Annotated in this window: 20 protein-coding genes, 1 tRNA gene and 1 pseudogene; 6 read left to right on the plus strand and 16 right to left on the minus strand. The window is 62.4% G+C overall.

Annotated features, from left to right (window positions below; translation table 11 throughout):
* Window positions 1-118 precede the first annotated feature (118 nt).
* The 3 genes from FFS12_RS17990 to FFS12_RS18000 are packed head-to-tail and all read right to left on the minus strand — an operon-like array spanning window position 119 to window position 2,649.
* Entirely contained in the window at window positions 119-811 is a 693-nt protein-coding gene (locus FFS12_RS17990) for an L-threonylcarbamoyladenylate synthase (RefSeq protein ID WP_137888846.1), read from the minus strand.
* A 32-nt stretch (window positions 812-843) separates the two neighbouring features.
* Window positions 844-1,722 carry a sugar phosphate isomerase/epimerase gene (locus FFS12_RS17995; protein ID WP_137888848.1) on the minus strand — a complete coding sequence of 293 codons (879 nt, stop codon included), beginning with the start codon at window positions 1,720-1,722 and terminating at the stop codon, window positions 844-846.
* Between the two features lie 36 nt (window positions 1,723-1,758).
* Window positions 1,759-2,649, minus strand: a complete 891-nt coding sequence (locus FFS12_RS18000) for a hypothetical protein (protein WP_137888849.1) — start codon at window positions 2,647-2,649, stop codon at window positions 1,759-1,761.
* Between the two features lie 529 nt (window positions 2,650-3,178).
* Between FFS12_RS18000 and FFS12_RS18005 the strand changes: the two genes are divergently transcribed.
* From FFS12_RS18005 to FFS12_RS20005, 3 genes are all read left to right on the plus strand, one after another.
* Window positions 3,179-4,219, plus strand: coding sequence for an AraC family transcriptional regulator (locus FFS12_RS18005; protein WP_137888851.1), 1,041 nt, complete (start codon window positions 3,179-3,181; stop codon window positions 4,217-4,219).
* A 62-nt stretch (window positions 4,220-4,281) separates the two neighbouring features.
* Window positions 4,282-4,358, plus strand: a tRNA-Met gene (locus FFS12_RS18010).
* 223 nt (window positions 4,359-4,581) lie between these two features.
* A complete protein-coding gene (locus FFS12_RS20005; RefSeq protein ID WP_218568990.1) occupies window positions 4,582-4,980 on the plus strand; it encodes a hypothetical protein in 399 nt (132 codons plus the stop codon).
* A 63-nt stretch (window positions 4,981-5,043) separates the two neighbouring features.
* Here the strand turns inward: FFS12_RS20005 and FFS12_RS20310 are convergent.
* The 10 genes and pseudogenes from FFS12_RS20310 to FFS12_RS18065 all read right to left on the minus strand — a co-directional run.
* A pseudogene (locus FFS12_RS20310) lies at window positions 5,044-5,139 on the minus strand (isocitrate/isopropylmalate family dehydrogenase); the annotation flags it as partial.
* Window positions 5,140-5,218: 79 nt separating this feature from the next.
* Window positions 5,219-5,863, minus strand: a complete 645-nt coding sequence (gene can, locus FFS12_RS18025; protein ID WP_137820579.1) for a carbonate dehydratase — start codon at window positions 5,861-5,863, stop codon at window positions 5,219-5,221.
* Between the two features lie 150 nt (window positions 5,864-6,013).
* Window positions 6,014-7,933, minus strand: coding sequence for a bifunctional UDP-sugar hydrolase/5'-nucleotidase (locus FFS12_RS18030; RefSeq protein ID WP_137888853.1), 1,920 nt, complete (start codon window positions 7,931-7,933; stop codon window positions 6,014-6,016).
* Window positions 7,934-8,219: 286 nt separating this feature from the next.
* A complete protein-coding gene (gene rimI / locus FFS12_RS18035) occupies window positions 8,220-8,672 on the minus strand; it encodes a ribosomal protein S18-alanine N-acetyltransferase (protein ID WP_137888855.1) in 453 nt (150 codons plus the stop codon).
* On the minus strand, window positions 8,665-9,483 hold the full coding sequence (locus FFS12_RS18040; RefSeq protein WP_137888857.1) for an energy transducer TonB: 819 nt from the start codon (window positions 9,481-9,483) through the stop codon (window positions 8,665-8,667). The genes rimI and FFS12_RS18040 overlap by 8 nt, the downstream gene beginning before the upstream one ends.
* Window positions 9,480-11,030, minus strand: a complete 1,551-nt coding sequence (locus FFS12_RS18045) for a 2-isopropylmalate synthase (RefSeq protein WP_137888859.1) — start codon at window positions 11,028-11,030, stop codon at window positions 9,480-9,482. The genes FFS12_RS18040 and FFS12_RS18045 overlap by 4 nt, the downstream gene beginning before the upstream one ends.
* A gap of 187 nt (window positions 11,031-11,217) precedes the next feature.
* Window positions 11,218-13,566 carry a DUF6160 family protein gene (locus tag FFS12_RS18050; RefSeq protein ID WP_137888861.1) on the minus strand — a complete coding sequence of 783 codons (2,349 nt, stop codon included), beginning with the start codon at window positions 13,564-13,566 and terminating at the stop codon, window positions 11,218-11,220.
* A gap of 11 nt (window positions 13,567-13,577) precedes the next feature.
* Window positions 13,578-14,186, minus strand: a complete 609-nt coding sequence (locus FFS12_RS18055) for a DUF6160 family protein (RefSeq protein ID WP_137888863.1) — start codon at window positions 14,184-14,186, stop codon at window positions 13,578-13,580.
* Window positions 14,176-15,267 carry a hypothetical protein gene (locus FFS12_RS18060; protein ID WP_137888865.1) on the minus strand — a complete coding sequence of 364 codons (1,092 nt, stop codon included), beginning with the start codon at window positions 15,265-15,267 and terminating at the stop codon, window positions 14,176-14,178. The genes FFS12_RS18055 and FFS12_RS18060 overlap by 11 nt, the downstream gene beginning before the upstream one ends.
* Window positions 15,268-15,269: 2 nt before the next feature.
* On the minus strand, window positions 15,270-16,328 hold the full coding sequence (locus tag FFS12_RS18065; RefSeq protein ID WP_137888867.1) for a DUF6160 family protein: 1,059 nt from the start codon (window positions 16,326-16,328) through the stop codon (window positions 15,270-15,272).
* Between the two features lie 268 nt (window positions 16,329-16,596).
* On the opposite strand from FFS12_RS18065, the gene mksB reads away from it, so the two are divergent.
* The 3 genes from mksB to mksF are packed head-to-tail and all read left to right on the plus strand — an operon-like array spanning window position 16,597 to window position 21,366.
* Complete coding sequence (mksB, locus tag FFS12_RS18070; protein WP_137888869.1) at window positions 16,597-17,844, plus strand: Mks condensin complex protein MksB; 1,248 nt, start codon at window positions 16,597-16,599, stop codon at window positions 17,842-17,844.
* Window positions 17,834-18,553, plus strand: a complete 720-nt coding sequence (gene mksE / locus FFS12_RS18075; protein WP_137888871.1) for an Mks condensin complex protein MksE — start codon at window positions 17,834-17,836, stop codon at window positions 18,551-18,553. Before mksB ends, mksE begins: the two co-directional genes overlap by 11 nt.
* Window positions 18,550-21,366 (plus strand): Mks condensin complex protein MksF, encoded by a 2,817-nt coding sequence (mksF, locus tag FFS12_RS18080; protein ID WP_137888873.1) that lies wholly within the window; start codon window positions 18,550-18,552, stop codon window positions 21,364-21,366. Before mksE ends, mksF begins: the two co-directional genes overlap by 4 nt.
* A gap of 126 nt (window positions 21,367-21,492) precedes the next feature.
* Here the strand turns inward: mksF and FFS12_RS18085 are convergent, their stop codons facing one another.
* Genes FFS12_RS18085 through FFS12_RS18095 form a run of 3 tightly spaced genes read right to left on the minus strand, consistent with a single transcriptional unit; the run spans window position 21,493 to window position 25,055 of the window.
* Window positions 21,493-23,793, minus strand: a complete 2,301-nt coding sequence (locus tag FFS12_RS18085; protein WP_137888882.1) for a PqiB family protein — start codon at window positions 23,791-23,793, stop codon at window positions 21,493-21,495.
* Window positions 23,786-24,409 carry a paraquat-inducible protein A gene (locus FFS12_RS18090; protein ID WP_137888875.1) on the minus strand — a complete coding sequence of 208 codons (624 nt, stop codon included), beginning with the start codon at window positions 24,407-24,409 and terminating at the stop codon, window positions 23,786-23,788. Before FFS12_RS18090 ends, FFS12_RS18085 begins: the two co-directional genes overlap by 8 nt.
* On the minus strand, window positions 24,396-25,055 hold the full coding sequence (locus FFS12_RS18095) for a paraquat-inducible protein A (RefSeq protein ID WP_137888876.1): 660 nt from the start codon (window positions 25,053-25,055) through the stop codon (window positions 24,396-24,398). The genes FFS12_RS18090 and FFS12_RS18095 overlap by 14 nt, the downstream gene beginning before the upstream one ends.
* Window positions 25,056-25,304: the final 249 nt, after the last annotated feature.

The following is a 25,304-nucleotide window of genomic DNA, read 5'->3' on the forward strand; positions in this document are numbered from 1 at the left end:
AGAAAAAGAGCAAGCGAATCCGGGTAGCGCCATTCCCGATCCCTCACCTCCCTGTGAGGTCGCCTAGGGCGGCGCCAGTAGCTGGCGCTCGGTTTGGGCTTTTATTTTGCCCCGGTGCTTACGCGGAAATAACCGGTCGTCCCACGCGCTGCTTGGCCAGCGCCTTGTACTCGTCCTTGCTCTTGTCGATGATCAGGTCGGGCAGGTAACGCAGCACTTCCTCCAGCGGGAAGGCCCCGTCACGCGCCAGCATCGGCCGGTCGAAGGTGAAGTCGATGATGGTGTTGGCGTTGTCCACCGGGGACAGGCCGGCATCGATGATCAGATCGACGTCCTCGCCCAGGTGATCCACCGCCTTGCTCACGTCTGGCACGTTACCGGTGCCGCTGAGGTTGGCCGAGGTGCCCGCCAGCGGGGTGCCGACCAAGTGGGCGATTTCCCGGTGGATCTTGTTGCTGTGCAGGGTGCAGGCCACGGTGCCGAAACCGCGAGTGACGTAGTGCGGCACGGTGGGCTGCTGCCAGCAGACAAAGGAGATCATCCCCGGCCACATGCGCTTGGCCAGGTACTCGGTCAGCGGCGTGGTGTAAGCGTAACGCGTGAACTCCAGGCTATCGCCGAGGAACAGCGTCAGCGGGCTCAGGCTCTCGCGCTTCTTCATATCGAAGATGCGCTCGACGCCCCGGGCCGAAAACGGCGAGGTGACCACGTTGTAGTTGGTGTCAGTCGGTACGACCACTGTACCGCCGGCATGGATGATCTCCGCAGCCCTCTGAATCGCCTCGGGACCCGCCTTCATCAGTTGAACCATGACTTCCTCCTTTTAAATTGATCGGTCTATGTTTAGGCAGCGCTGCGCGAGCGCAACTGATCGCGGTAGTGCAGAGCGGCGTCGAAGTAATCCTGACCTTTGTAACCCGCACCGATCTCCTCGACGATGTAGGGGCCGGTGTAGCCGGTCTCTTCGATCGCCAGGATCATGTCGTGGAAATCGAAGTCGCCCTGGCCCAGCGGCAAGTGCAGGTGTTTGGGGAACTTGATGTCGGCCAAATGGACGTTGGCGGCGTACTTGGCGAAACGCTTCATCTCTTCCTGCGCCTGAGCGACGTTGGAGCAGTAGGAGGCGGCGTGAGCCATGTCCAGGGTCAAGGACAGCGGCGAGGTGCTGAACAGCTCTTCGTTTTCCTCGTGGGTCAGGGTCAGGAACGGACGCTCATTGCCGGAGTTCTCCAGGCTGTAGGTCAGATCCGCGCCCTTGTGCTTGTTCACATGAAACAGGTCGTAGGTCAGTTCCTGGATCAGTGCCAGGGCCCCGGCGCGCATCTCCGCGCCGCCGTTCTTGGGAAAGCGGAAGCCCGGGTGGAAGGTCATGATCTTCGAGCCGGCGGCGATGGCGAACTCGGCAGCGTGGATAATGGTTTCCCGCGCCTTGGCGCGCTCCTCTTCGCTGCCGAGGATATAGTCGACGCGAATGTAGGGCGCATGGATGTTGATGATGCTGCCGGTCTCCTCGGATATCTTGCGCAGCGTGCGCGCCAGCTCCAGGTTCTTGGCTTCGTCTGAGACCTGACGCACGGTGCCCTCGATCTCGACCTCGACGACGGGGAAATGGTTGGCTAGATGACAGACCAGCTCCTCCACGTTCTCCTCTTCCAAGAAGAGGTTGGTGGAAATACCGATTCGACTAGCCAGTTCGTTCAATTGTGCGGCGGTAGCGGTCATGGTGCAGTCCTCTTGCCCTGTGGCGGCTAATGGCGGTTAGTGCTTCAAATTCTCGACGACGATCGAGCCATCCATCATGTTGGGCAGGGCGTACTCGCCCTCGCCCAACATGACGAAATCCGCGGGACCACTCAGCCCCTGACGCACCACGGTGACCTTGCCCGAGACCAGATCCACCTGCTTTAGCTCGCCGGCCCCCCTCTCGAACTTCCCCCAGTCGGAGGTCAGCAGAGTCTGCTCGTTCAGCAGGCTGACGCCGTCGAACAGACCATGCACACCCGGCACGACCGAATAACTGTTGTTGCGCAGATCGACGATGCCCAGCTCGCCTGGGGTTTTGTTGACACCGAAACTGGCGACGATCAGACGCTGCTTCTGCGCATCGAAGAACAGGCCGTTCGGGCCCGGCAGCGGAGCGATCGGCAGCTTGGCGATGGCCGGTTTGGCGTCGCCCTTGGCCAGATCGACGCTGTAGATGGCTCCTTTGTCCGTGGCGCTGATATAGAGCACGCCGGCATCGGTGATGACCACGTCATTGAGAAAGCCCGCCCCCTGCTCGGCGAACGACAGCTCAAGCACTTGCTGCTTGGCCTTCAGATCGATGCCGACGATGCGGTCGATATCCGCCACATAGAGCACGTCCTTGTAGATGCCCATCCCTTTCGGAGCATTGAGCATAACCTTGCCGGCGAAGATGTCCTTCTCCAGCACTTTGCCTTGCTGAAAACGGCCGATGAAACCGTTGCCATCCTTCGCGGTCGGCTCCAGTTTGGCGCCTACGTTGGCCACCAGAAGATCGTCCCCATAACGCAGTACCGATTCCGGCGAGGCGCTCCCCTCCAAGATACTGGCGTGCCCCACCAGCGGCAGTGCAGCCCAGGCCAGAACACCAATCGCAAGCTTCTTCAAAACCAATGCACCACTCATCACATGCCCTCCTAGCAAGATGGCAAGAGATTAATGACTGGGGCAGGGAGAGGGCTTTTACATAGAGGCCAACTTTTTGTTTATTCCGCTCTTTCTAACGTTCTTATTACTTCAACGTTTTTGCGGTACAAAGGATAGTTGCGCGAGAGTTGAGCCCAAATGTGTCGCGGGCTCCAGGAGGAGGGAAGTGTATTCAGCAGATCTTTGTCAGACAATCCAACAGCAGAATAGAACAGTCTTTATAAATTGCGAGTAAATCAATACGACAAAGCAGCAAGTTCCTTACCAGGGCGCAGACATTGCATTAGGGGAAGTACCCTGCATGTTCTGACTCCGATCAGCCGAAGTCGGGCAAGGTCCGTACAGGGGTGCTGAGCTTGCGTGTTCAGACCTTGGCCCGCCAGCAGTCGGGTCGCCTGAAAATAAGACCGGGGCGCTTACGAGCAAAAGATCAATGATGAACCTGGCCCTCGCAGCGCATCGGGCAAGGCCATGACCGCCGGGTCAAAGAATCGGAAGAGGAAAGCATATGTCGATTACAGTGCCGGATTGCCTGTATGGGAAGGAAAACAACTTCTCCCATTTCACGACAACGAGCCTGGAAGTGCTCTGCTACCACCATCAGTGCAGCGAAGTCATCAACGAAGTCATTCTCGACAAGAATCTGCTGCTGTTCGTCAACAGCGGCATCAAGCAACTGAAGATCTCCGACGAAAAAACCACCCTCTCCGCCTTGCAGGGCGCCTTCATTCCCAAGGGCTCCTACGTCATGACGGAAATGTCCTCCGCGGCCACTCAGCATGGCTTCGAGTCGCTGATGGTACTGATCGAGGATGATTTTCTCATCGACTTCTATGCCAAGCGGACTCCCCAGCTGCCCGCCATCAACGACCCACCCCTCTGCCGCGAGCCCATGGCGCCCTGGGTCAAGTTCGACAAAACGCCCTTTCTCGATATTTCCATGCTGTCCTTCAGGGTCTTCTTCGATTATCCGGATCGGGTCAATACCCTGTTCCTCGAAGAAAAGGTGCGCGAAATCCTGCTCTACCTGCTGGACACCGACTGCTCCCGGCAATTGCTGACGCACATGCGTTTCATCGCCTCCGGCGGCCGCAACGCCAAGCTGCGGCACTTTCTGGAACGCAACTACACGCAGCCTTGGTCGGTGGAGGACTTCGCCGAACGCTTCGGCCTGAGCGTCAGCACCTTCAAGCGCGAGTGCAAGAATGTCCTGGACATGTCGCCGAAACGTTGGATCAACCGCCGCCGGCTCGACTGCGCGCGCCAGCAGCTGCGCTGCGGCAGCGAATCCCTGACCCGAATCGCCATGAAACTTGGCTTCGCCGACAGCAGCCACTTCTCCAAGATGTTCCGCAAGGAGTTCAACTGCTCGCCGTCTGCCTACCGGAGCCTGAAGCCGAAACCAGGCGCGCCCCCCCTCGCTGTAAGCGATGGCGATGTCCAGGGGGCTCCGAGCGTATCGGAGGTTCCGCCATGGCTGCATTCCGGTGATGCCCTGGCGCACGCTCGGCGCTCGGCCGAAACCTCGGATACGACGCTAAGCAGCTGATCCGACAACGATATTAATGGCTTGACAGGGGGGGCCAGGATAAGAATAATGCGCGCCACGTTGGCTACGTAGCTCAGCTGGTTAGAGCATAGCATTCATAATGCTGGGGTCCGGGGTTCAAGTCCCTGCGTAGCCACCAAACATAAAAAAGGCTTGCCGAAAGGCAGGCCTTTTTTATTGCCTGCAGTGAGTACACTGTGGCTACAGCGCGCCCACACTTAGCCCCTCTTAGCCAGGCCGGCACTGAGTGTTCTCTAGACGGCTGCGTATCACCGAGATCCAGACGCGCCCTGCCAGGCTGGCTGCCGCGAACCAAAGCGAAACGTGCGCAGTCCAAACCTGGCATCACAATCACCAACAAGGTGACTGAGCGTTGGTATTCCGAAGACCAAATCAGGGTAGTGAAGATGGATAAGCGAACACGACTCGAAAGCTTTAGTGCGCGGGAAGATGACCTGAGAGAGTCGGATGAGCTGTATGGCATCGGCCAGGCCAGCAGGCATCAGCCACGCCAACGCAATCTTGCGCTGCAAGTCGCCTTGGGTATCTGGCTCGGCGGCACGGCCTTGATGATCACTTGGTTCATCTTGAGCCTGCTCTTTGCCAACCTGGCTACGAATGTGCTGAACGGCAGCTTCACACCCAAATTTGGTAGTCTCAGCCCGGCAAGCTTCCAGCCTGAGCGCGCTGCCCGCCCGCAGTCAGCGCAACTCATCGAAATGCGCCTGGGCACCTCAACCGGTGTGACAGACGTGGTATGAAAGAACCCGCCTAAGCCGGACCAGAAAAATCTGACAGCTCTGGATCAGCGGGTTTAAAGGAAGCCTGAGCAGCAGCGCAACGCTGAGAATCGCCGCCAGCGGATTAGCCCGGCCCGGGCCGGCGACATCCGGGGCACTGCCATGCACCGGCTCGGCCAGGCCGATGCCGTCGCCAGGGATCACACAGAGTTTGCGTACTCGCTCACCTCAGAATCGCTCAGCTCGGCAACCGTAAGCCTTAACTCTGACCAAGCGGACGCAGGCGATATTGCGGCGGCAGTTGTTCCATGCCACTGACGGTAACGTTGAGGTTCTTCCAGCGGCCATCCTTGATGCCGTAGATACAGCCATGCACCGAGAGCGCCTGACCCCGATGCCAGGCGTTCTGCACTATGGTGGTATGGCTGACGTTGGCGACCTGCTGGATCACGTTCAGCTCGCACAGCCGGTCGACCTGCTCTTCTTCCGTGGGGAATTGCGCCAGGTGCTCGCGGTGTTCGTAGTAGAGGTCACGGATAGTGCGGATCCAGCCATCAATCAACCCCAGCTGCACGTCGCGCATCGAGGCGCGTACACCACCGCAGCCGTAGTGGCCGGTGACCAGGATATGCTTGACCTTGAGCACGTCGACCGCGTACTGGATCACCGACATGCAGTTGAGGTCGGTATGCAGCACCACGTTGGCGACGTTACGGTGGACGAACAGATCGCCCGGCAACATGCCGACGATTTCGTTGGCCGGCACGCGGGCATCCGAGCAGCCGATCCACAGGTATTCCGGGGCCTGTTGCTTGGCCAGCTTCTCGAAGAACTCCGGGTCTTCCTGCTTGATCGCCTCGGCCCAGCGCTCATTGTTGTCGAAGAGGTGCTGTAGATCACTCATGCCAGATGCTCCCAGAAAACCGGATGCGCACCATACGGAACGCGTGTGGGTTTTGACAAGCCACGTATGCCCAAGGTCACAGTGCAGTATTCCTCTGCTTTGCAACCGATTATGTCGATGCCGGACACCCGCCCCTTTAGCCGACAACACTCATTGCCGCCGCAGCGGCCGGCTCAGCAGCCAGAGGATCAGCAATACGCCCAGCACCAGCACAGCGCTGACACCCCATTGCAGTGCACCGGCGTTGCGATACAGATCGCCTGGCCGCAGACTGGGGGCGCGCAGTATGCGTTGTTCTGCGGCGGCGCCGGTGGTCGGGATATCGGCCAGACCGTCGCCATTCAGGTCCGGCAGGCTGCGGATATGGTCGAGCAGGCCCTGCCACTCCTTGTACTCCTGCACGCCCGGGGTCTGTGGGTCGGTGTCGATGAGCGCCGCCTTGATCTCGGCCAGGGGCTTGCCGTGCGCGTCCTTGGGGACGACTTCGAGCAGGCCCTTGGTGAGATCGGCAATCAGCCAGGTAAAGCTGCCGACATAACTGCTGGTGCCGATGCTGTAGAGGCGCGGGTCATTCAGGTCCAGCTCGCGATAGCCCTGCACGGCATCGCCCAGCTCGATCCGGCTGACCCGGTCGAACGGAACGCGATAGGGGTTGTAGCTGAACTTCAGCCCGGAAACGCGTGGGTAGTAGCTATCGCTGTCGCGCAGCTGATGGGCCAGCAGCAGCACCTCAAGGATGCTTTTGAGCTCTTTCGCGCTGACGTACACCTTAACCAGCGGATAACCCGGCGCGTCGTCGTACTGGCCGATGCCCAGCGGGGCGATGCGGAACAGGTCGGAAACCGCCTGTACGCCGTTACGGCCCTTGATCAGGTCATCGCGAATGGTGCCGTTGCCGGTGAACGCCACATCACTGCCGGTGGCATGTCGTAGGGAATCGGTAACCAGGTTGGCGAGAATCGGGTCGTCATGGTCACGACTCAGGGTCTTATCGACTGTGGCCAACGGCTGATCGAAGCGATAGCCCTTGGGCCCCAGCATCTGCTCGTCGACCAGCCGCTTGAAGCCATCGACCCGAGTGCTGATCACCTCATCACCCAGGGTTTTATCGTCGAGCGGATGCAGGCTGTAGTCGACCACCTGGGTTTTGCCGCTGTCATCCAGGCGCATATGCAGCTCGCCGAGGTACTGGATCTCCGACCCCGCCTGCATCACCGGCGTATGCCCATTCACCAGGATCGGTTGCGCCAGCGCGGTGTGCGAATGGCCGCCGACGACTATATCGATGCCCGGCACCTGCTCGACCAGCTCGACCTCTTCGCCGCGCCAGCTGCCATCGGCCTGCTGGCTGACGCCCATGTGCGACAGGAGGATCACCACATCGACCGTTTCCTCCTCGCGGAGTGTTTTCACCAGCGCTTTGGCGGTTTCGAGCGGGTCGGCAAAGCTCACCGGCGTCATCATCGGTGTCACCGTCATGGCGTTGTAACCGAGCAGACCGAACAGGCCGAAACGAATACCACCCTTCTCGATCACCTTGTACGGCAGGATGCGCCCGGCGTCGTAATGCGCCTTGAGGCTGTCATCGTCTCGGCGCGTCGGATCGAACTGGATGTTGCTGGAGAGCAGCGGCACCAGCGCCGACCCTTCGGCCTGCTGCGCGGCACTGAGCATGGCGGCGAGCCCCGCCGGGCGGAAATCGAACTCGTGGTTGCCCAGGGTGGCGGCGTCATAGCCCAGCTCACTCAGCAAACGCAACTCACCGCCGACCTCGCGGCTGACGGTATGGAACAGCGTGCCCATGCTGAAGTCCCCCGCATCGAGCAACAGCAGCGGTTGCTCGCCGGCCGCCGCACGCCGGGCCTTGACCAAGGTCGACAAGCGCGCGATGCCGCCGGCGGTGTCGTCGTCATTGCCGGTCGCCGGGGTGTATTCGTTGTTTGGGCCGAAACCGAGCAAGCGCGATTGCCAGTCGTTGGTGTGCAGCAGGGTAAAGCTGCGTTCGGCCGCCGGGGCCAGCGTGGCCGCCAGCAGGCAGGCGGCCGCGAGCAAGGGGCGAAGCAATCGCATCATGGTGTCCTTGGTCAAGCACTGGGAGAGGCGCCGCCGCTCTGGGCGGCGGGAATCCGGCCCAGTATGGTTGAGGCTCGCGCGGCGGACAGCGACCGATGGCGTCGACCGCTGTAGCCAATCGGGTCAGTTGGGCAGCACTTGTGCTCGCGCAGGCTCGGCCGTCGCTACTGCGCCGTCGAAATAGCCCTCCCAGCGGGTCGCCATCTCGCTGCCGGCAAAATACAACCGACCGAGCGGTTACCGCTCCGATGGAGAGACCGAGGCCTGGCGTGCGAGGAGCCCTTCAGTCGAACAGGGTGCAGGCCATCACCAGCGCATCCTCGCGCCCACCCGCCGCGGGGTAGTAGTCGCGGCGGCGGCCGATTTCGTTGAAGCCGTAGCGCTCATACAGGCGGTAGGCGGCCTGATTACTGGCGCGCACTTCGAGGAAGCACTCGCCCGCGTTCAGCTCGCAGGCGCGCTGCATCAGCCGCTCCAGCAGCAGCAGGCCAAGGCCGCGGCCCTGGCTTTTCGGCGCGACTGTGATGTTCAACAGGTGCGCTTCATCGATGATCACATTGATCACGCCGTGGCCGACTTGCTGCTCGCCCTCGAACATCAGCCAGCAGTCATAGGATTTCAGGCCATCCTGGAAGATGCCCCGAGTCCAAGGGTGGCTGAAGGCGGCGCACTCGATCTGCAGTACGGCGTCCAAATCCGCCTCGGTCATCGGGCGGAAGGTTACGGCATCACTCATTCGCAGACTCTACTTGCGGCTGTTGCCAACGGCGCATCACTCGGCGCATGGCTTGCCACAGCTCGGCCTTGCGGGCCGGCTCGTCCACTAATAGTTCCAACCCCGGCAAGGCCCAGGCGCTGCCGAGGCCATCGATCTGCAGTTCGCGGTTATAGGCCTCGGCCCCCGCCTCGCCGGCAAAGCGCACGGCCGGCAGGCCGATTAGCCAGAGGCAGGCGCAAGCGCCCTGCTCTTCCAGGCGCGCCGAGATAAAGCCCTGCACATACTCCAAGGCGGCTTGCGAGCCCTGATCCAGATTGCCGCGCATCAGCAGCGGCCAACGCACCGGCTCACCGATCAGTTGCGGGCTGTCCGGCAGACCCGCCGCGCGCAGCAGGTCTTTGAGCAGCAGGTAGGCCGGATCACGGGAGGCGAAAGGCTCGCCAGTGGGCAATTCGACCAGCAGCACGCATTGCCCGGCACGCAGCAGTTGCAGGGCAAAGCGCGGTGGCGGCAGGGGTACGAGCTTGACCGGTGTCGGCGCGGGCTCAGCCTCGACAGGCGCTTGCGGCTTGGCGATGACCCGAGGTGCGGCGCTGGAGCGCGGCACCTCGACCTTCGGCCGCTCTAGCGGGCGCTCAACCGGCGCTGCCGGGGCAACCGCGGTCGCCACCTGCGCTACGGCCTCGACCTCCGGCACTTCCCGCGCAGGCTCAAGCGGGGCCAGCAGCTCCGGGCGTGACGCCGGCGCAAAAGGCAACGCCACCCGCGGCAGCCAGTTGGCGACCTGCATGGCTCTCAGGTAGGCACGCCGACGCAGTTCCGGAATCAAACGCCAGCCACCTGCGGATGCGCCTTCGAACCGCCGGCCTGCATCAGGTTCAGGGCGTTGATATAGGCCTTGGCCGAGGCCACCAGAATGTCGGTGTCGGCACCGTTGCCGTTGACGATCCGCCCGCCCTTCTCCAGCCGCACGGTAACCTCGCCCTGCGAGTCGGTGCCCTGGGTGATGGCGTTGACCGAATACAGCTGCAAGTTGGCCGCGGAGTTGGCGATGGATTCGATCGCCTTGAAGGTCGCATCGACCGGGCCGGAACCCTCGGCACCGACGCTCTGCTCCTGGCCGGCGACGCTGATCACCAGCGTGGCGTGCGGCACCTCGCCGGTTTTGCTCGCCACTTCCAGATAGACCAGCTTGAAGTGTTCCGGTGCCTCGTCGGCCAGGGTGTCGGAAACCAACGCCTGCAAGTCTTCGTCGAAGATCTCGTGCTTCTTGTCGGCCAGTTCCTTGAAGCGCGCGAAGGCGGCGTTCAGTTCGGCCTCGCCGGCCAGCTGGATGCCCAACTCTTCCAGGCGGGTGCGGAACGCATTGCGCCCGGAGTGCTTGCCCAACACCATCTTGTTGGTGTGCCAGCCGACCGACTGGGCGGACATGATTTCGTAGGTTTCGCGGTGCTTGAGCACGCCGTCCTGGTGGATGCCGGACTCGTGGGCGAAGGCGTTGGCGCCGACTATGGCCTTGTTCGGCTGCACCGGAAAACCGGTGATGCCGGAAACCAGCCGCGAGGTGCTGAGGATGTGCGGCGTGTCGATATTGGTGTAGACGTTCAGCAGGTCGGCGCGGGTCTTGATCGCCATGACGATCTCTTCCAGAGCGGCGTTACCGGCACGCTCGCCGAGACCGTTGATGGTGCACTCCACCTGCCGCGCACCGGCGACCACGGCGGCCAGCGAGTTGGCCACGGCCAGGCCGAGGTCGTTATGGCAGTGCACCGAGAACACCGCCTTGTCGGCGTTGGGAACGCGATTGAGCAACTGGCGGATGGTTTCCGCGTACTGGTGCGGAATCGCGTAACCGACGGTGTCCGGAATGTTGATGGTGCGCGCGCCGGCGTCGATGGTGGCTTCGATGATGCGGCAGAGGAAGTCGATATCCGAACGACCGGCGTCCTCGCAGGAGAACTCCACATCGGCGCAGAGGTTGCGCGCGCGCTTGACCGCTTTAACCGCCTGCTCGACCACCTGATCCGGCTGCATGCGCAGCTTGTATTGCATATGGATCGGGCTGGTGGCCAGGAAGGTGTGGATACGCCCGGAGTTGGCCCCGGCCAGCGCCTCGGCGGCGCGGTCGATATCCCCATCCAGCGCGCGCGACAGGCTGCACACGGTGCTGTCCTTGATGGTGTCGGCAATCGCCTTGACCGCCTCGAAGTCGCCCTGACTGGCAATCGCGAAACCCGCCTCGATCACATCGACGCGCAGCCGCTCCAGCGCCTTGGCGATCCGCAGCTTCTCTTCCTTGGTCATGGAAGCGCCAGGGCTCTGCTCGCCGTCGCGCAGGGTGGTGTCGAAAATGATGACGCGGTCGTTGCTGCTCATGTCGGACTCCTCACGGCCCCACCGGGGATGCGGCCGAGGCACTGGCTATGGCGCCGCAACGCTTGTGGCGACGGCACCGAATAGCGGAATTGTGGCTTGAAACGCGGCGGGCGGGAAGGGCGACGACACCGAACGGTGTTTAGCGCCAAGTTGCCACAGGCGTTACCCCACCGGGTAACGCAGCCGGTCAGTTGATCGGTGTGGCGGTCAGATTGGTGCGGATATCGGCATTCTGCGCCTTGATGCCGTACATCGCCGTCACCGCGCCGCCCGTGGGATGCACGTTCTGCAGGCGCTCGACGTTGATTTCCTTGAAGTGGATGCGGCCGTTCACGGCGAAGCCCAGCGGGTCTGGCGTGACCGTGCTGCCGGCGTTGGCGCCGCTTTTGATCTTGACCTTGGTCGGCGCCACATCGAGGTTGAGGTCGGCGTTGAAGCCATAGGTATTGGCGTTGGGGTTGTTGGGATCGCCGTCGGAGGTCGAGAAGTTGTCGATTACCAACTGGCTGCCCGTGCCATTGCCGCCGCTGCGGTTGGTCTCCCAGAGGATCTGGTTGCGCTTCTCATCGGTCGCCACGCCATTGACCGCGCTTTCGATACTGCTGTCGCGGACAAACACGTTCTTCAGCTTGGCCGAGACGCCTTCGTTGCCGCGGTCTTCCCAGCGCCCGCCGCTGCTGGCGCAGGCGCCCGCACTGCTGTCACTGCCACCGACACAAAGCGCCCCCGCGCCCCCGGAGCTGAGGGCCAGAGTCGAGCCCTGCTCGTAGCGTTGGAGCATGATGCGACCCAGGCTGGTACCGACGACTCGGTCACCCCAGCGCACGTCGCCGACGTCCAGCTTCGACCAGTAGGTGCCTTTGCGCAGCTCGACCCCGTTGTTGCTGATATCCAGCGAGCCATCGCGAAAGTGCATGTCGTAGCTGCTGCCGGAGAGCCACAGGCCCTTGCCGGTTTCATCCACGGTAATCGCCGCGCGCGCCTCGCTGACATAGAAATCGGCGTTGTAGCGCAGACCATCCCCCACCGAACCACCCGGCTGGATCGTCAATTGGCCATTCAGGGTAAATTCGTAGGCCGGGAAGATTTCCATCAGCACCAGCAGTTCGGTGCCGCCCTGCAGCGGCGCGCTGGCCGAGCCGACCCGCAAACCATCGAAGCTGTAGCTGCCGTTGACATTGCTCATGCCCAGCCGCAGGCCGTCGAAATGACCGTTGTAAGTGCCTTTGCTCATGTCGCTCTGGCTACCGGCATAGCAGCCGGGACTGACGCCGGCGGCGCAGCTCTTGCTCAGGTCGAGGCTGAACTGCCCCGTACCGTTGGTACGCAGGCCGCTGAACCACAGGCTGTTGCCGTTATCGGTCAGGGATACCGAGCTGTTGGCCAGGTTCCAGCTGAGGTCGGCACTGAGACCACTCAGGCCGGAGTTGGAAGTGCCACCGGCACGCAGTTTCAGCCAGTTCTGCTTGCTGCCCTGATCAATAAAGTTGAGGTCAAACGCCAGACTGCCGAGCTTCTGATTCGCCGGATTGCCCATGATCAGGCCGCCCAGGGTGGTATTCAGTTTGAGGTCCTGGAAGGCAATCTTCGCGTAACTGCCAGCGCCATCCTGCTCCAGGTCAAGGGTCAGGCCGGAAGTGCTGCTCAGCGTGCCGGCAAAGTTCTCGGCACGCAGCACGCCCTCATCTTGGTACTGGAACAGGCTGCTGCCGATGGTCACGTTGGGTTTGATCCGCAACCCTTCACCGCTGGCGCCGCCACTGCCGATGCTGATGCTGCCGCCCAGGTGCAGGTCCATGTTGAGTTTGCCGAAGCTGCGGCTGGCGTTGGGATCGCGACTATCCGGCGTGCTCGGCGTCACCGCCACCCCCGCCGTCGGGTCGCCGTGGGCCAGATCCAGGCCGATGCCGGCGATCGCGGCGACAAAGCGCGAACTGCCCAGATCCAGCTTGACCTCCGCGCCGCTGCCACCGCTGACGATATCGACGTAGGCGTTATTCAGGTAGGTATCGAAGGACATACCCTTGACGATCAGGTCGAAGCCGTTGTCGCGGTAGTAGAAGGTCACATCCGCCAGCGACAGCCGGCTGCCATCCACGGCAAAGCCACTGACACCGCTGGCGCCGCCGCCCTTTAGCTTCAGGCTGGCCCCCAGGGTATAGAAGGCGCGGAAGCTGCCGAAGCTGTTGTTGCTGCCGGCCATTTCGATGTTGCCGACACTCAATACCGACGGGCTGGAGCCGTGTTCGATCTGTAACTGCTCGCCCAGCACATCGATCTCGGTGGTAGCGGTTGCCGAACCGCTCTGCGGCTGGCTGCTGGCAGCCTTGAGGCTGAGGGTCTGGCCATCCTGGCTGTAATTCACGCTGGCGGCTGACCAGCCGCCGCCAGTGGTTTCCAGGCTGATGCCGTTCTGCCCGCTAACCCCCGCCAACGAGGCGTCATCCAGCGCCTGCAGGGCCTGCGCCAGCGGGCTGAGGAGCACGGACAAGAGGGACAAGAGGAACAACGGCAACACGAGCAGATAGCGGCGCATCGGCAGCCCTCTCAGTTCTTTGGAAACACCAGGACATTGCCCTGCATGCGGATAGTGCCGTCGACTTTGGCCGAGAACAGGTTGGTCTGCTGGTAGCTGGCATCGCCGCCATTGGCGACGCTGCCGGCCTTGTTGCGCCAGCCGCCCTGGTTGGCGACGGCGAAAGCGAAGCTGCCATCCTTGAACTTGACCTCGTTGGGCAGGCCAAACTCCAGCACGTCCTGATTGAAGCCCGTGCCATCGCCGCCAAAGCCACTGTTAATCACCCGGGTGCGCAGGGTCAGACCTTCGAAGCTGAAGATGCCCTTGATATTGTCCAGCACAACCCAGCCGCCGGACGCCTTGGAGCGAATCGCCAGGCGCAGGCCACAGTTTTCTGCAGTGCTCGCGCCCAGGCCGGCACAGCTGCGCTCGCCAACGGTCCAGGTGCTCGGGGTGTTACTCGCCGGCTTGCTCCAAAGCACGCCACCATCCTTGTTGATGCTGAACTCACCCGACAGGTACACCCCGCCCTGGCCATTCACGTCGCTTAGCGAGGCATCCGCCAACGGCTGCAACTCGGCCTGTGCCGAACCCGACAGCAGCGCCAAGAGCCCCAGCAGCCACCGATTAGAGGTCACGGCTGGTCACCTTCAGGTAGTTGAAGCTCATCCCGGAGATTTCATTGCGGCCGAAGTTGTAGCCACCGGTGGTCGGCGCCGGCCCGGCGGTATAGACACCAGTGCCGGACACCGTCCCTGCGGCCGGCACCGACCCGGCGACTCGCGTGCCGCCAAAGTTGAGGTTATCCACCACCACGTGGGTGCGTGGGGCATTGGCGTAAAAGTCAGTCGCCCGGCTAGTACGCTCGGCAGCGGTGGTAGCACCCGCGAGCGGATTGGGTAACTCCAGCACGAATTGACCGTTGCTGCTGACATCCAGCAGCAGCGGCTGGGTCTTGCCATAACCGAACGCGACATTGGCGTAAGCATTGGTCAGGTAGATGCTGCGCGCCGCCTGTTCGGCCGCAGATACGCAGTTTGGCGCCCCTGCCGCACAGGACATGATGTCGAGAGTTTTCGCGAAGATATTCAGGCGAGCCTCGCTGACCAACTGCGCCCGGGCGCTGTCCCCCCACAGGCGCAGGTAAGAACCATCCATCGCCAACTCGGTGATATCGATATTGATCACATCGGTACGCCCGGCCGCGACCTCAAAGTCGTAGCGGATGCCCAGGTCGACTTTTTCCGCGGCGCGGCTGGAACAGTTGCTGCCCGCGGCCGCGAACCCGGCAATACAGGCTTGCCCGCCGGTCGTCAGGCGTTCGGGAAAGGTCAACTCGAGCACCGCTACATTGCTTGGCGTGGTCTGCACAAACTGCCCGTCATCACGCAAACTGCGGAGCACCTCACCCTTGGCCAGATTCAGGGTAAACGGCGAGCCTAAACGGCCAATGGTCACCGGATTCAGGTTGGCGCCTTTGTTGCTGCCGGTGGCGCCGAGATAGAACTCTTTAACCTTGATCGGCACGTTTTGCCCGCTGCCGTTGGTAATGTCATTGATGGTGATGGTAGCCTGGCTGGCATCCAGCAGGATGTCCTCCAGCACTATGCCGAAACCGCCCCCCTGTACCGCCGACATTTCGTTGTCTTCCAGGGCAACCATCTCGGCCTGGACGCAGGCGACGCTCAACAACCCCAATAGCGGCAGGAGACGGCGCATGCTCAGCACCCCTTGGTCGCAGTGCCGAAGCAGGTGTCGGCCCGCGGGATGCCAGTTAACGCCATGTTAAAGTCGACGTTGATCGGGGCAACCAGATTGCCGTTAGCATCCTTGAACTTGGGAAGGTTCAGGTAGGCGCCCGCCAGAGCGGTCTTGAAGGCTCCACTGTCCATGTCCTGCCAAGCCACCGCCTGGCTCTGCATGGAAATAAAGAAGCCCTTGGCCGCGCCCTCGATCGTCTGGGTTGCCGGGTTATCCGCAATGGCGGAGTTCCCCACCGGCAGGGACTGGAATTGCGTCAAGGGGAAGCAGGTGGTGACCCCGCTAACGGCGCAATTGGTCGACGTGAACAGGCCGAGCAGGGCATTGCTCAGAGGAAGGCAACCACTGGTGCAGTTCAGCGTGCTGCCCTCGGGCATCCCCGTATAGTTGGCCCGAATCGGGTCAAGGACGCCCGGATTCGGGGTATCTAGACCGGTCACCAGCTCGGCATCCGCCTCCAGGGTACTGCTGCGATAGACCCCGGCCAGACCGAGCAAAAACTGCGTCCAACCACTGGCGTTGTCATAAACCGGCCCCGCGTTACCCTTGATATGCACCGGCACACTACCGGTCAGATTATTGATATCACCGGAGAGCGTGCCCTTGGACTCGGCAAACCCCACCCGCACCCCGACAATCTTGTTGCCCGAGTAAGCCAGCTCGATAAACGGGTCATTGATCATGAACGGATTTACCGTGCCCGCCGCATCATTCACGGTACCCAAGGCAAAGTTATTGATATCAATATCCGCGGTATTCGCCGCTTCTCCTGACCGCGGGTACAGTCCGAGCTGCAGCTTGTTCATATTCAACTGGGTCTCGACCTTCATCCCCAGGTTGATCCGGGTGTAGTCAATCCCCGCATTGCTGTTGGTGGTCAGATTGATAAACGCCTGCCCGGTGACCTCCGACAACTCGCCGTCCGCCATCTCGACCAGCGCGGCCTGCGCAGGCGCCGTGAGCAGGCTGGCGCACAGCCCGGCGAGGAGCAGTTTGGCGAGACGCAAGGTCGGACGCATGGCGAGTTCCTTTGTGCTTATGACGGCCAAGCGCTGACGGCTTAAACCCAGGCTGCCACTATAAGAAGCTCGCGAGCGGAACGGCCCGACCCATAGTCGAGAAACGCGCGCCAAGGAGTTGCCCAGACCGGCGGCGGTGACGAGCGGCTGTTACCCATTGCCACAAGGATGTAACAGCTGCCCTCCGATCAGCAGGGGTGAAGCGCTGCGCGGCTGATGCAGTACAATCCGGCCTCTTTTTTCTGCACTGGCAAACCCCGGCCCTGAGATGATCGAACCCAAGCGCGTATTGCGTGCCCTCGCCGAACATTGGACGTTGCTTGAGCCGCTGTGCGAGCGCTTCGACCAAGGCACCCTGAGCCTGATCGAGTTGCGCGGCCAACTCGGCGTGCAGCTGGCGGACAGCAGCCCGGCGGATATCACCGGCCTGCTCGACACCTGGATTCGCCTGGACATCCTGGTGCCGGTGGCGAAAAGCCCGAACCGCTTCGAGCTGAATGCGCAGATCCACGACTTCCTCGCCTACCTGCGGCGTGAACACCGCCTGGGTCTGTGCCTGGAAATCGAAGCCTACCTGCGCCATCTGGAGCGTTTGGCCGGCTATATCCAGGATGCCTTCGAAATCCGTGACGCCAACGACCTGGCCCGCCAGCTGCGCCTGCTGGATATGCGCGTGCGCGACGTGCTGAAGAAGCTGGCCAACGACGAACAGGCGCTGGTCGGTGTGGCCGAGCGGGCCAAGACCAGCGACCGGCAGATCCCGCTGCGCCAGCGCTATGCCGAGGTGCTGGCGACCTGGGACGAGTACGTCGAACCGATGATCCAGTTGGTCAACGCCGACGGCGCCTTCGAGCAAGGCGTGCGGCGGGTCGAGCACGTGTTGCTGAAACTGCTGGGTGACCAGCAGCGCTTGGGGCAACTGGTGGACGACGACCTGCTGCTGCGCACCCACGCGCGCATCCTCGAGATGCAGACCACTGCCCAGCTGACCCTGCGCCGCGCCCGCGAACTGCTGCTGCCGCTACGCGAGGAGGCGCGCCGGCATAACGCCGTCACCCGTGGCGCGGCCCTGGCCCTCGCCGCGATCCGCCGCAAAGGTCTGGATGCCGTGCCGCAGGCCGCGTTACCGTTGTTTAGCCGGCCACAAAGCACCTTCCTCGGCAGTGCCAGCCAGGTCGAAGCCTACGTCTACGCCCTGGCGCGCTTCGAGCCGCAACCGACCCAGTTCCCCAAGGCCAGCGGCACCCGCAAAGGCGAGCCGCCGCAGGCTCCGCGCACCGCCCGGGAAATGCTCGAGCGCTGCCAGAGCGCCTTGCCGCTGCCGGACCTGATGCTCTGGCTGCTGGAGCAGGAACCGGAGGGCGCGACCGACGAATTGCTCTACTGGTTCTCGCGGTTGTCGCGCGACAGCCGCTTCCAACGCGAGCGCCTGCAGCGCCGCGACTACCTCAGCGCCGAGCATCGGGTCAGCCTGTGCTCCTTCGCCCTGTTGAAGACCGAATCCCATGCATCTTGATCTCTCCGAACTGAGCCAGCTGGCGCCGATCTTCCGCGAGTTGTTCAAGGGCTACCACGTCAGCCGCCGCGACGCCGAGCTCTACAGCCAGCTGTCGAACCTGCAGGACCAATACCGCGCGCTGTTCAAGGCCCTGGGCTTCGAGCTGGTCTGCGACAGCCGCGGCTTCTACTACTTCGTCCCCGAACAGATGGGTGCGCAGGTCAACAAGACCGCCCAGCGCCTGGCGTTGTTCACCTTCATCCTGGTCGAGCACCTCGCCGACCAGGGCCGCGACCCGCTGGCCGTGCTGGATGGCGGCAGCCTCGGTCGCGATGAACTGCCGCCGCTGCTGGAAAAATACCGCGACCTGTTCCTCCAGGCCGAAGTGCAAACCCAGGAAGAACTGGAAGAAAAGGTCATGCGGCGCATGACGCAGTTAGGTTTTGCCGCCGAGGAAAATGGCATCTACCGCTTCCTGCCGCCGATGCACCGCTTCCTCGACGTCTGCCTGTCGGTGCAGCAGGACCGCGACCTCGCCGCCAGCCTGCACAGCGCGCTGCCCTTGCCGACCCCGGTATTGCTGGATGACGACAGTGGCGACGAGATCCTGCTGATCGAAACCGACGCGGCCGAAACCACGGCCCCCGGCGCCGTCGACGAATCCGAAGAACAGACGCTGGCCCGAGCCATGGCCGAAGAACGCGCCCACCAGGAGGTTGAAGCATGAGCCAGGAACGCTACGGTATCCGCCGCTTCGCCCTGCTGAATACCGCGGGTTACAGCCTCGGGCTGTTCCCGCTGGAACAACCCTTGTCGGTGTATGGCGCCAACAACCTGGGCAAGAGCGCCTCGATCAACGCCCTGCAATTCCCGATTCTGGCGCGCATGTCGGACATGAGCTTCGGCAAATACAGCCTGGAGCAGTCGCGCAAGTTCTACTTCGCCAGCGACACCAGCTACATCCTGGTGGAAGTCGCCCTGCCCCACGGCCCGCATGTGATCGGCGTGGCCGGGCGCGGGCCGGGCGGCGGCTTCGGCCACCAGTTCTTCGCCTATGCCGGCGAACTGCAGCTGGCCCACTACCAGAAAAACGGCACCTGCCTGCGCCAACGCGAGCTGTTCGCCAACCTCGAACGGGAACACATCAAGGCCTACGAGCTGAAGCCGGAAGAGCTGCGGCGCCTGCTGGTCGGCGGACATACCTCGATTCCGCTGGACCTGACCCTGATCCCGCTGCGCTCCACCAGCGAGCAGAGCCTGAAGACCTTCCGCGCGCTGTTCATCAACCTGCTGCACATGCGCGAGATCACCGCGGCCAAGCTCAAGCAGCTGTTCCTCGATGCCTTCGAGCACAGCCTGCGTTCCGGTAGCGTCGATTACATCGCCGCCTGCGAGGAGGCCTTCCGCGATGTCCGGCGCATGGAGCAGGACTATCAGTCGCTGGTCGCCGCCGGTCCGCTGGTCGAGGCCTTGGCCGCCGGCGTGGCCCAGCGCGAACTGCTGCGCGGCAAGCTGCACCGCATCTCGCCGCTGCTCGATTCCTTGCTCGGCACCTGGCAGGACTACGCCGGCGCCCGCCGCGAAGAACTGCTGATCCAGGCCGAGCACTACCGCGCCGAACAGGATGGCCTGCAACACGAACAACGCGGCGGCACCCAGGAGCTGATGCGTCTGGAGCGCGAAATCAGCGAGATTCAGCGCTGGCTCGGCGAACTATCCGTGCTGAACAACCGCTTCGCCCTGGTGGAGAGTCCGCAGGTACTGGAACAGCAACTGCTGGCCGCCAAGGACGCCCACGACGAGTTGGCGGGCGCCCTGGCGCAATCCCGGCAGTTCTCCGCCGAAGACCTCGATGAACGCCTGCGCGACCTGGGAAAACGCCTGAAGTCGGTGAAGCAGCAGCTCGAGCACGCCGACAACAACAGCTACGCCCGCCTGCGCGAAGAATTCACCCAGCAGGATCTGGAACGCCTGATGCGCCTGTTCAACGGCGCGCTGTTCAGCCTGCCGCTCGGCGAACACGGGATTGCCCTGGACGACAATGGCGCCTGGGTGAAATCCCTCGAAGCGCTGCTGGATGGCTTCAAGGCTGAGCGCTTCGAGGTCCCTGGGCTGTCCATCGACCTCTCGCATATCGAGCCGCCCGCCTTGCAAGCATTGGCCGACCGGGCTGCGCTGCGCGAGCAGAAGGAGCGCCTGGAAAAAGAGCTGAAGCAACTGCAGACCCAACAAGCCGTCGCCGCCGACCGCGCCGCCAGCAAGGCCCAGGCCGAGACCCTGTATCGGCAGGTGTTGGACGCGCAGAAAGCCCTGGAAGACTTCCGCCGCAGCCAGACCCTGGCGGTCGAGGAACCGGAGAAGCTCGAACAGTTGGCCCAGCAGGAAGCCGCCCAGAACGAACTCAAGCGCTCCAGCGACGCCTTCAGCGAACGCGTCCAGCAGATTTCCGCCAAGCTGCAACTGGTCGGCCGGCAACTGGCCGACCTCGAAGCCAAGGAGCGCACGCTGGAAGACGCCCTGCGCCGCCGCCAGCTGCTACCGGCCAACCTGCCCTTCGGCACGCCGTTTATGGACCCGGTGGATGACTCGCTGGATAACCTGCTGCCGCTACTCAACGACTATCAGGATGCCTGGCAAGGCCTGCAGCGCATCGACGGCCAGATCGACGCGCTGTACGCGCAGATCCGCTTCAAGGGCGTGGCCAAGTTCGATAACGAAGAGGATGTCGAACGCCGCCTGCAGCTGCTGATCAACGCCTACGCGCACCGCCAGGACGAAGCGCTGACCCTTGGCAAGGCGCGCCGCGCGGCGGTGACCGACATCGCCCGCACCCTGCGCAATATCCGCAGCGACTACGACAACCTGGAACACCAGTTGGCGCTGTTCAACCGCGAAATCAACCGCCGTCAGGTCTCCAACCTGGAGAGCTTTCGCATCACCCTCGCGCCAAACAAGGACGCCCTCAAGCACATCGACCAGATCATCCACAGCGCCGGCCAGTACGAGGAAGGCGAGACGCTGTCGGTGTTCGACCTCAATCAGTCGGCCGATCAGGATGTGAAGAACGAGGAAGCCAAGGAATACCTCGCCCGGCTCGTGGCGGCCAACCACAACCAGCTGGGCTTGAAGGAGCTGTTCGAGCTGGCCTTCGAGATCACCAAGGTCGGCGGCCAACCGGTGGTGCACACCGATATCGACGGCGCCGCCTCCAACGGCACGACCATGACCATCAAGGCGCTGACCAACATGTACCTGCTGCTGCACCTGATGGACCGCGAACAGGCCGGGCGGATTCGCTTGCCCTATTACCTCGACGAAGCCGCGGATATCGATGAGCGCAACCAGCAGGCGCTGATCGAAACCAGCCTGCAGCTGGGCTTCGTGCCGATTCTCGCCAGCGTCAAACCGCAGGTTTGCGCCCATGTGGCGATTGACCTGGAAGGCGGCAGCGGGCCGAACGGCATCTATATCGATGAGGCCGACTGGAAATATATCCGCCACCATGAGGCGAAGCCCGAGCGGGTCGCCGAACCGGCCTAAGCCCAGGACGCCACAGAAACTCTCGACCACAAACCGCACAACGATCTAAAGCAACCGCACTAGCTGCAAAAACGCCAAGGGCCGCATCTGCGGCCCTTGGCGTTTCAGGGGGGCTAGCGCTTGGGCTTACTTGCCCAGCGCTATCTTCGGTGCCCACTTCAACCACTCTTCATTCGCCTCGTCAAACAGCGCGAAGGTTTGCTCCGGCTTCGCTGGGCTGCCCATCTGCTCACCCTCTGGGGTGGCGAAGGCGATCCCACCCTCGATCAGCGTCTCCACCGACTCGGTGCGCACCTTCACGCCCTTGAACAGCCCCCAGTCCACCCCAAACCCACTGGCATTCCAGAAGCGGCTGCCGGTGCGCACCAACATGGCGTAGCGCGGCTCGATGAAGATGTGGATCAATACCCGATCCGCCGTCGCGCCCAGTTCGAAGCCGGTCACCTTGCCGACCGCAACCTCACGGTAGGTCACCGGCACACCCGGCTTGATCGAACCACGGCGGGGCGCGCTGAGGACCAGGCTCAGACCGCTTTCACGCGCCGAGACTGTCGGCGGCTGCTCCAGAGCGATAAAGCGGGTTTGCAGCGCACCCGCCTTGGCGGCCGGCTGCACCTGCAAGTATTGGCCGCTGACCAGGGTTTCCAGATTCGCCGTGCGCACCAAGCCGAGCACCGGTTTGACCACCCAGAACTGCGTGCCGGCACGCGCCACCCGCTCGGCGCTATCGGTGATGCGCGCATTCAGCAACACCGCCTGCAGGTCATCGGTCAGTTCGATGGTTTCCACCTTGCCTATATTCAGGCCCTTGTAACGGATCGGCGTGCCCGGACTCAGGCCGTCGCCGCTGTCGACGCGAATCTGCACACTAATGCCCTGCTGCAACGCGCTCTCGCGATCGGGATGCAGGCTGAAGCGGTGCACCCGCTTGCTGGCCGCGGCCTTGGGGTTCGGGGTCTCGAAGGTAATGCCGCCGGCCAGCAGACTCTGCAGCGACTCGCTTTTCACCGTGATACCGGACAGCCCGCCCGTCAAGGTGATGCCGCTGGCATTCCAGAAGCGCGTCGAGCTGTTCACCAGGTTGGCGTACTCCGGCTCGATGTGCACCCCCAAGGCCACTTGCTTGCGATCACGAGAGAGCTGATAGCTCTGCACCGAGCCGACTCTGATCTGCTTATAGAGGATCGGGCTGCCGACCGCCAACGAGCCGAGGGTATCGCTGAACAGCACCAGGTGCAGCCCCGGTGCGCTCAGATCCAGCGGCGGCGCCTTGGCCAGCGCGGTAAACTCACGCGCCGGCGCTGCGCCCTTCTCGCCGGGGCTCACGGCGATGTAGTTACCCTTGACCAGGGCTTCCAGCCCGGTGATCCCGGCCAGCGAGATCGAGGGCTTGACCAGCCAGAACTCGGTGCCCTCCACCAGATAATCTTCCGCGCGCGGATCGAGCGCCAGCTCCGCCGAGGCACTGGCCAAATCCGCATTGACCGCAAGGGTCTTCAGGCTGCCAACCTGGATACCCTGGTACATCACCGGCGTGCGGCCAGCCTGCAAGCCCTCGAAATCCGTCAGTTTGACCTGCACCTTGATGCCCACTTGCGCGGCATCGAAGTCTTCGTAAAGGCGAAACGACAGGCTCGGATCGGTCGGCGGGCTGTCCTTGCGGTGTTCCGGCGTGGCGAAGGCGATCCCCCCGGCGACGACACTGGCCAGCGACTCACTGCGCAGCTTGAAGCCGGACAGATCGGCGTTGACGGTAATCCCGCTGGCGTTCCAGAAGCGCGTGTGTTTGCGCACCAGTGGCGCATACAGCGGTTCGATAAACACCTTGATCTCGACGGTGCTCTGATCCGCTGCGAGCAGATAGCTCTTCACCCGGCCCACCTGGATCTGCTTGTAGAACACCGGGCTGTCGCGGTTCAGCGAACCCAGTCGATCGGCCTTCAGGGTCAGATGCAAGCCGGGCAGACTATCGGAGAGCGGCGGCGCTTCCGTGAGTGCCCTGTACTGGCGAGTCGGCTCGCCATCGCCCGGGCTGGCGGCGATATAGTTGCCGGACACCAGGGTTTCCAGACCGGTAACCCCAGCCAGGGTCACGCTCGGCTTGACCAGCCAGAAGCGCGTGTTGCTGCGCAGGTACTGCCCGACGTCCTTGTTCATCTCGACCGTGGCGATCACCCCGCGCTGCTCACCGCTGTCATCCAGGGCCAGGGTCTTGACCTTGCCGACCGGCATGCCCTTGAGGATCACCTCGGTCTTGCCGGCCTGAATGCCGTCACCCGTGGCGAAAATGATTTGAATGTCGATCCCGGCCTGGTCATAGGCCCGCCACGCCAGCCAGCCACCGATCAACAAGGCGATCAGCGGCAAGACCCAGATGGCCGACCAGTTGGAGGCTGGGCGGGTTTTCGCCGTGGGCAGGTCACTCATAGTCATCATCCGATTCCGTGTTATCCCAGATCAAGCGGGGGTCAAACGTGAGGGCAGCCAGCATGGTCAGCACCACCACACTGGCAAAAGCCGCAGCACCATGACCCGGCTCAATGCTGGCCAAGTTCCCAAAATTCACCAACGCCACCAAGATCGCGATGACAAAGACATCCAGCATCGACCAGCGGCCAATCCATTCGATAAAGCGGAACATGAGAATGCGCTGGCGCGGTGACATCGGCAGATGCCGTTGCACCGAATAGAGCAGCAAGGTGATTCCCACCAGCTTGAAGGTCGGCACCAGAATGCTCGCGACGAAGACCACCGCCGCGATGGGCCACATCCCGAGCTGCACCAGGGTGATCACCCCAGACATGATGGTGTCCGGCTCGCCCTTGCCCAATGAGCTCACCGTCATGATCGGCAACAGATTGGCCGGGATGTACAGAATCGCGGCAGTGACCAATAGCGCCCCGGTCCGTACCAGGCTGTTTGGCCGCCGCGCATGCACCAAGCCACCACAGCGGGTACAGAATTGCTTGGCGTAATCCGGCTCTTGCCTGTTTAGCTGATGGCATTCCGGGCAGATCAAGATGCCTGCATCAATGGCCCGCATCGGCATCCTCTCCCGACAAAGCTTCCCAGATCTGGTGTGGTGACATGGTCACCTCCAACCAAACCTGCAGCAAGAGTAAACCAATAAAACACGCCAAGCCGAATCCCAGACTGAGATCCGCCAGGTCGATCAGTTTGACGATCGACACCAGGGTTCCCATTAGATACACCTCGAGCATCCCCCACTCCCGCAGATGGTGGTAGATGCGGTAGAGCAGCAAGCCATAACTACGCCCGATATCCCAGCGGATACTGAGTAGCACGGCAAGCTGACACAGCAGTTTTAACAGCGGGATTCCCATGCTGCAGAGAAACACCACCACCGCGATGCCCTGCATGCCGGTGCCATACAGGCCCAGCACGCCACTCCAGACCGTGTCCTGAGAGGTCTGCCCGAACAGATTGAGTTGCATGATCGGCAGGAAATTCGCCGGGACATAGAGCAGCAAAGCCGCGATGACCAGAGCTAAACTGCGCCGCACCACCTGATGGCGATGCCTGTAGAGCTCGTACCCGCAGCGCGGGCATTCAGCGCTTTCGCCACTCTGCAACTGCGGCTTGAGCATCAGCAGGTCGCATTCGTGGCAGGCCACCATCGCCTCCAGGGGCAGTTCAGACAATCCACGGGAATCGGCCGGATCCGGCATAAACAAAGGCTCTGGGCGGTTTGCGCCTATTTTAGACGAGCGTGCTGTGAATCTGTCTATTTGTCGTTTCCAGCAAAACACTTAGCAGGGCTGCGCAGCAGACAATGCAGTGACCTCGTAGTGTTTTTCCAACGCACAAAGACAAACCCCCCACTCGCTTGCGCGAGTGAGGGGTTTGGAATTTAAGCTTGACGATGACCTACTCTCACATGGGGAGACCCCACACTACCATCGGCGATGCGTCGTTTC

The organism is Pseudomonas sp. 2FE (assembly GCF_005503735.1).
GTDB lineage: Bacteria > Pseudomonadota > Gammaproteobacteria > Pseudomonadales > Pseudomonadaceae > Aquipseudomonas.

Excerpts from the sequence above, each read along its gene's own strand:
- FFS12_RS18050 (WP_137888861.1), bottom strand. The coding sequence starts at position 13,566 with ATGCGCCGCTATCTGCTCGTGTTGCCGTTGTTCCTCTTGTCCCTCTTG.
- rimI (WP_137888855.1), bottom strand. The coding sequence starts at position 8,672 with ATGAGTGATGCCGTAACCTTCCGCCCGATGACCGAGGCGGATTTGGAC.
- FFS12_RS18085 (WP_137888882.1), bottom strand. The coding sequence starts at position 23,793 with ATGAGTGACCTGCCCACGGCGAAAACCCGCCCAGCCTCCAACTGGTCG.
- FFS12_RS17990 (WP_137888846.1), bottom strand. The coding sequence starts at position 811 with ATGGTTCAACTGATGAAGGCGGGTCCCGAGGCGATTCAGAGGGCTGCG.
- mksE (WP_137888871.1), top strand. The coding sequence starts at position 17,834 with ATGCATCTTGATCTCTCCGAACTGAGCCAGCTGGCGCCGATCTTCCGC.
- FFS12_RS18005 (WP_137888851.1), top strand. The coding sequence starts at position 3,179 with ATGTCGATTACAGTGCCGGATTGCCTGTATGGGAAGGAAAACAACTTC.
- FFS12_RS18000 (WP_137888849.1), bottom strand. The coding sequence starts at position 2,649 with ATGAGTGGTGCATTGGTTTTGAAGAAGCTTGCGATTGGTGTTCTGGCC.
- FFS12_RS18045 (WP_137888859.1), bottom strand. The coding sequence starts at position 11,030 with ATGAGCAGCAACGACCGCGTCATCATTTTCGACACCACCCTGCGCGAC.
- FFS12_RS18090 (WP_137888875.1), bottom strand. The coding sequence starts at position 24,409 with ATGCGGGCCATTGATGCAGGCATCTTGATCTGCCCGGAATGCCATCAG.
- FFS12_RS17995 (WP_137888848.1), bottom strand. The coding sequence starts at position 1,722 with ATGACCGCTACCGCCGCACAATTGAACGAACTGGCTAGTCGAATCGGT.
- mksF (WP_137888873.1), top strand. The coding sequence starts at position 18,550 with ATGAGCCAGGAACGCTACGGTATCCGCCGCTTCGCCCTGCTGAATACC.
- FFS12_RS18095 (WP_137888876.1), bottom strand. The coding sequence starts at position 25,055 with ATGCCGGATCCGGCCGATTCCCGTGGATTGTCTGAACTGCCCCTGGAG.
- FFS12_RS18030 (WP_137888853.1), bottom strand. The coding sequence starts at position 7,933 with ATGCGATTGCTTCGCCCCTTGCTCGCGGCCGCCTGCCTGCTGGCGGCC.
- FFS12_RS18065 (WP_137888867.1), bottom strand. The coding sequence starts at position 16,328 with ATGCGTCCGACCTTGCGTCTCGCCAAACTGCTCCTCGCCGGGCTGTGC.
- FFS12_RS18060 (WP_137888865.1), bottom strand. The coding sequence starts at position 15,267 with ATGCGCCGTCTCCTGCCGCTATTGGGGTTGTTGAGCGTCGCCTGCGTC.
- can (WP_137820579.1), bottom strand. The coding sequence starts at position 5,863 with ATGAGTGATCTACAGCACCTCTTCGACAACAATGAGCGCTGGGCCGAG.
- mksB (WP_137888869.1), top strand. The coding sequence starts at position 16,597 with ATGATCGAACCCAAGCGCGTATTGCGTGCCCTCGCCGAACATTGGACG.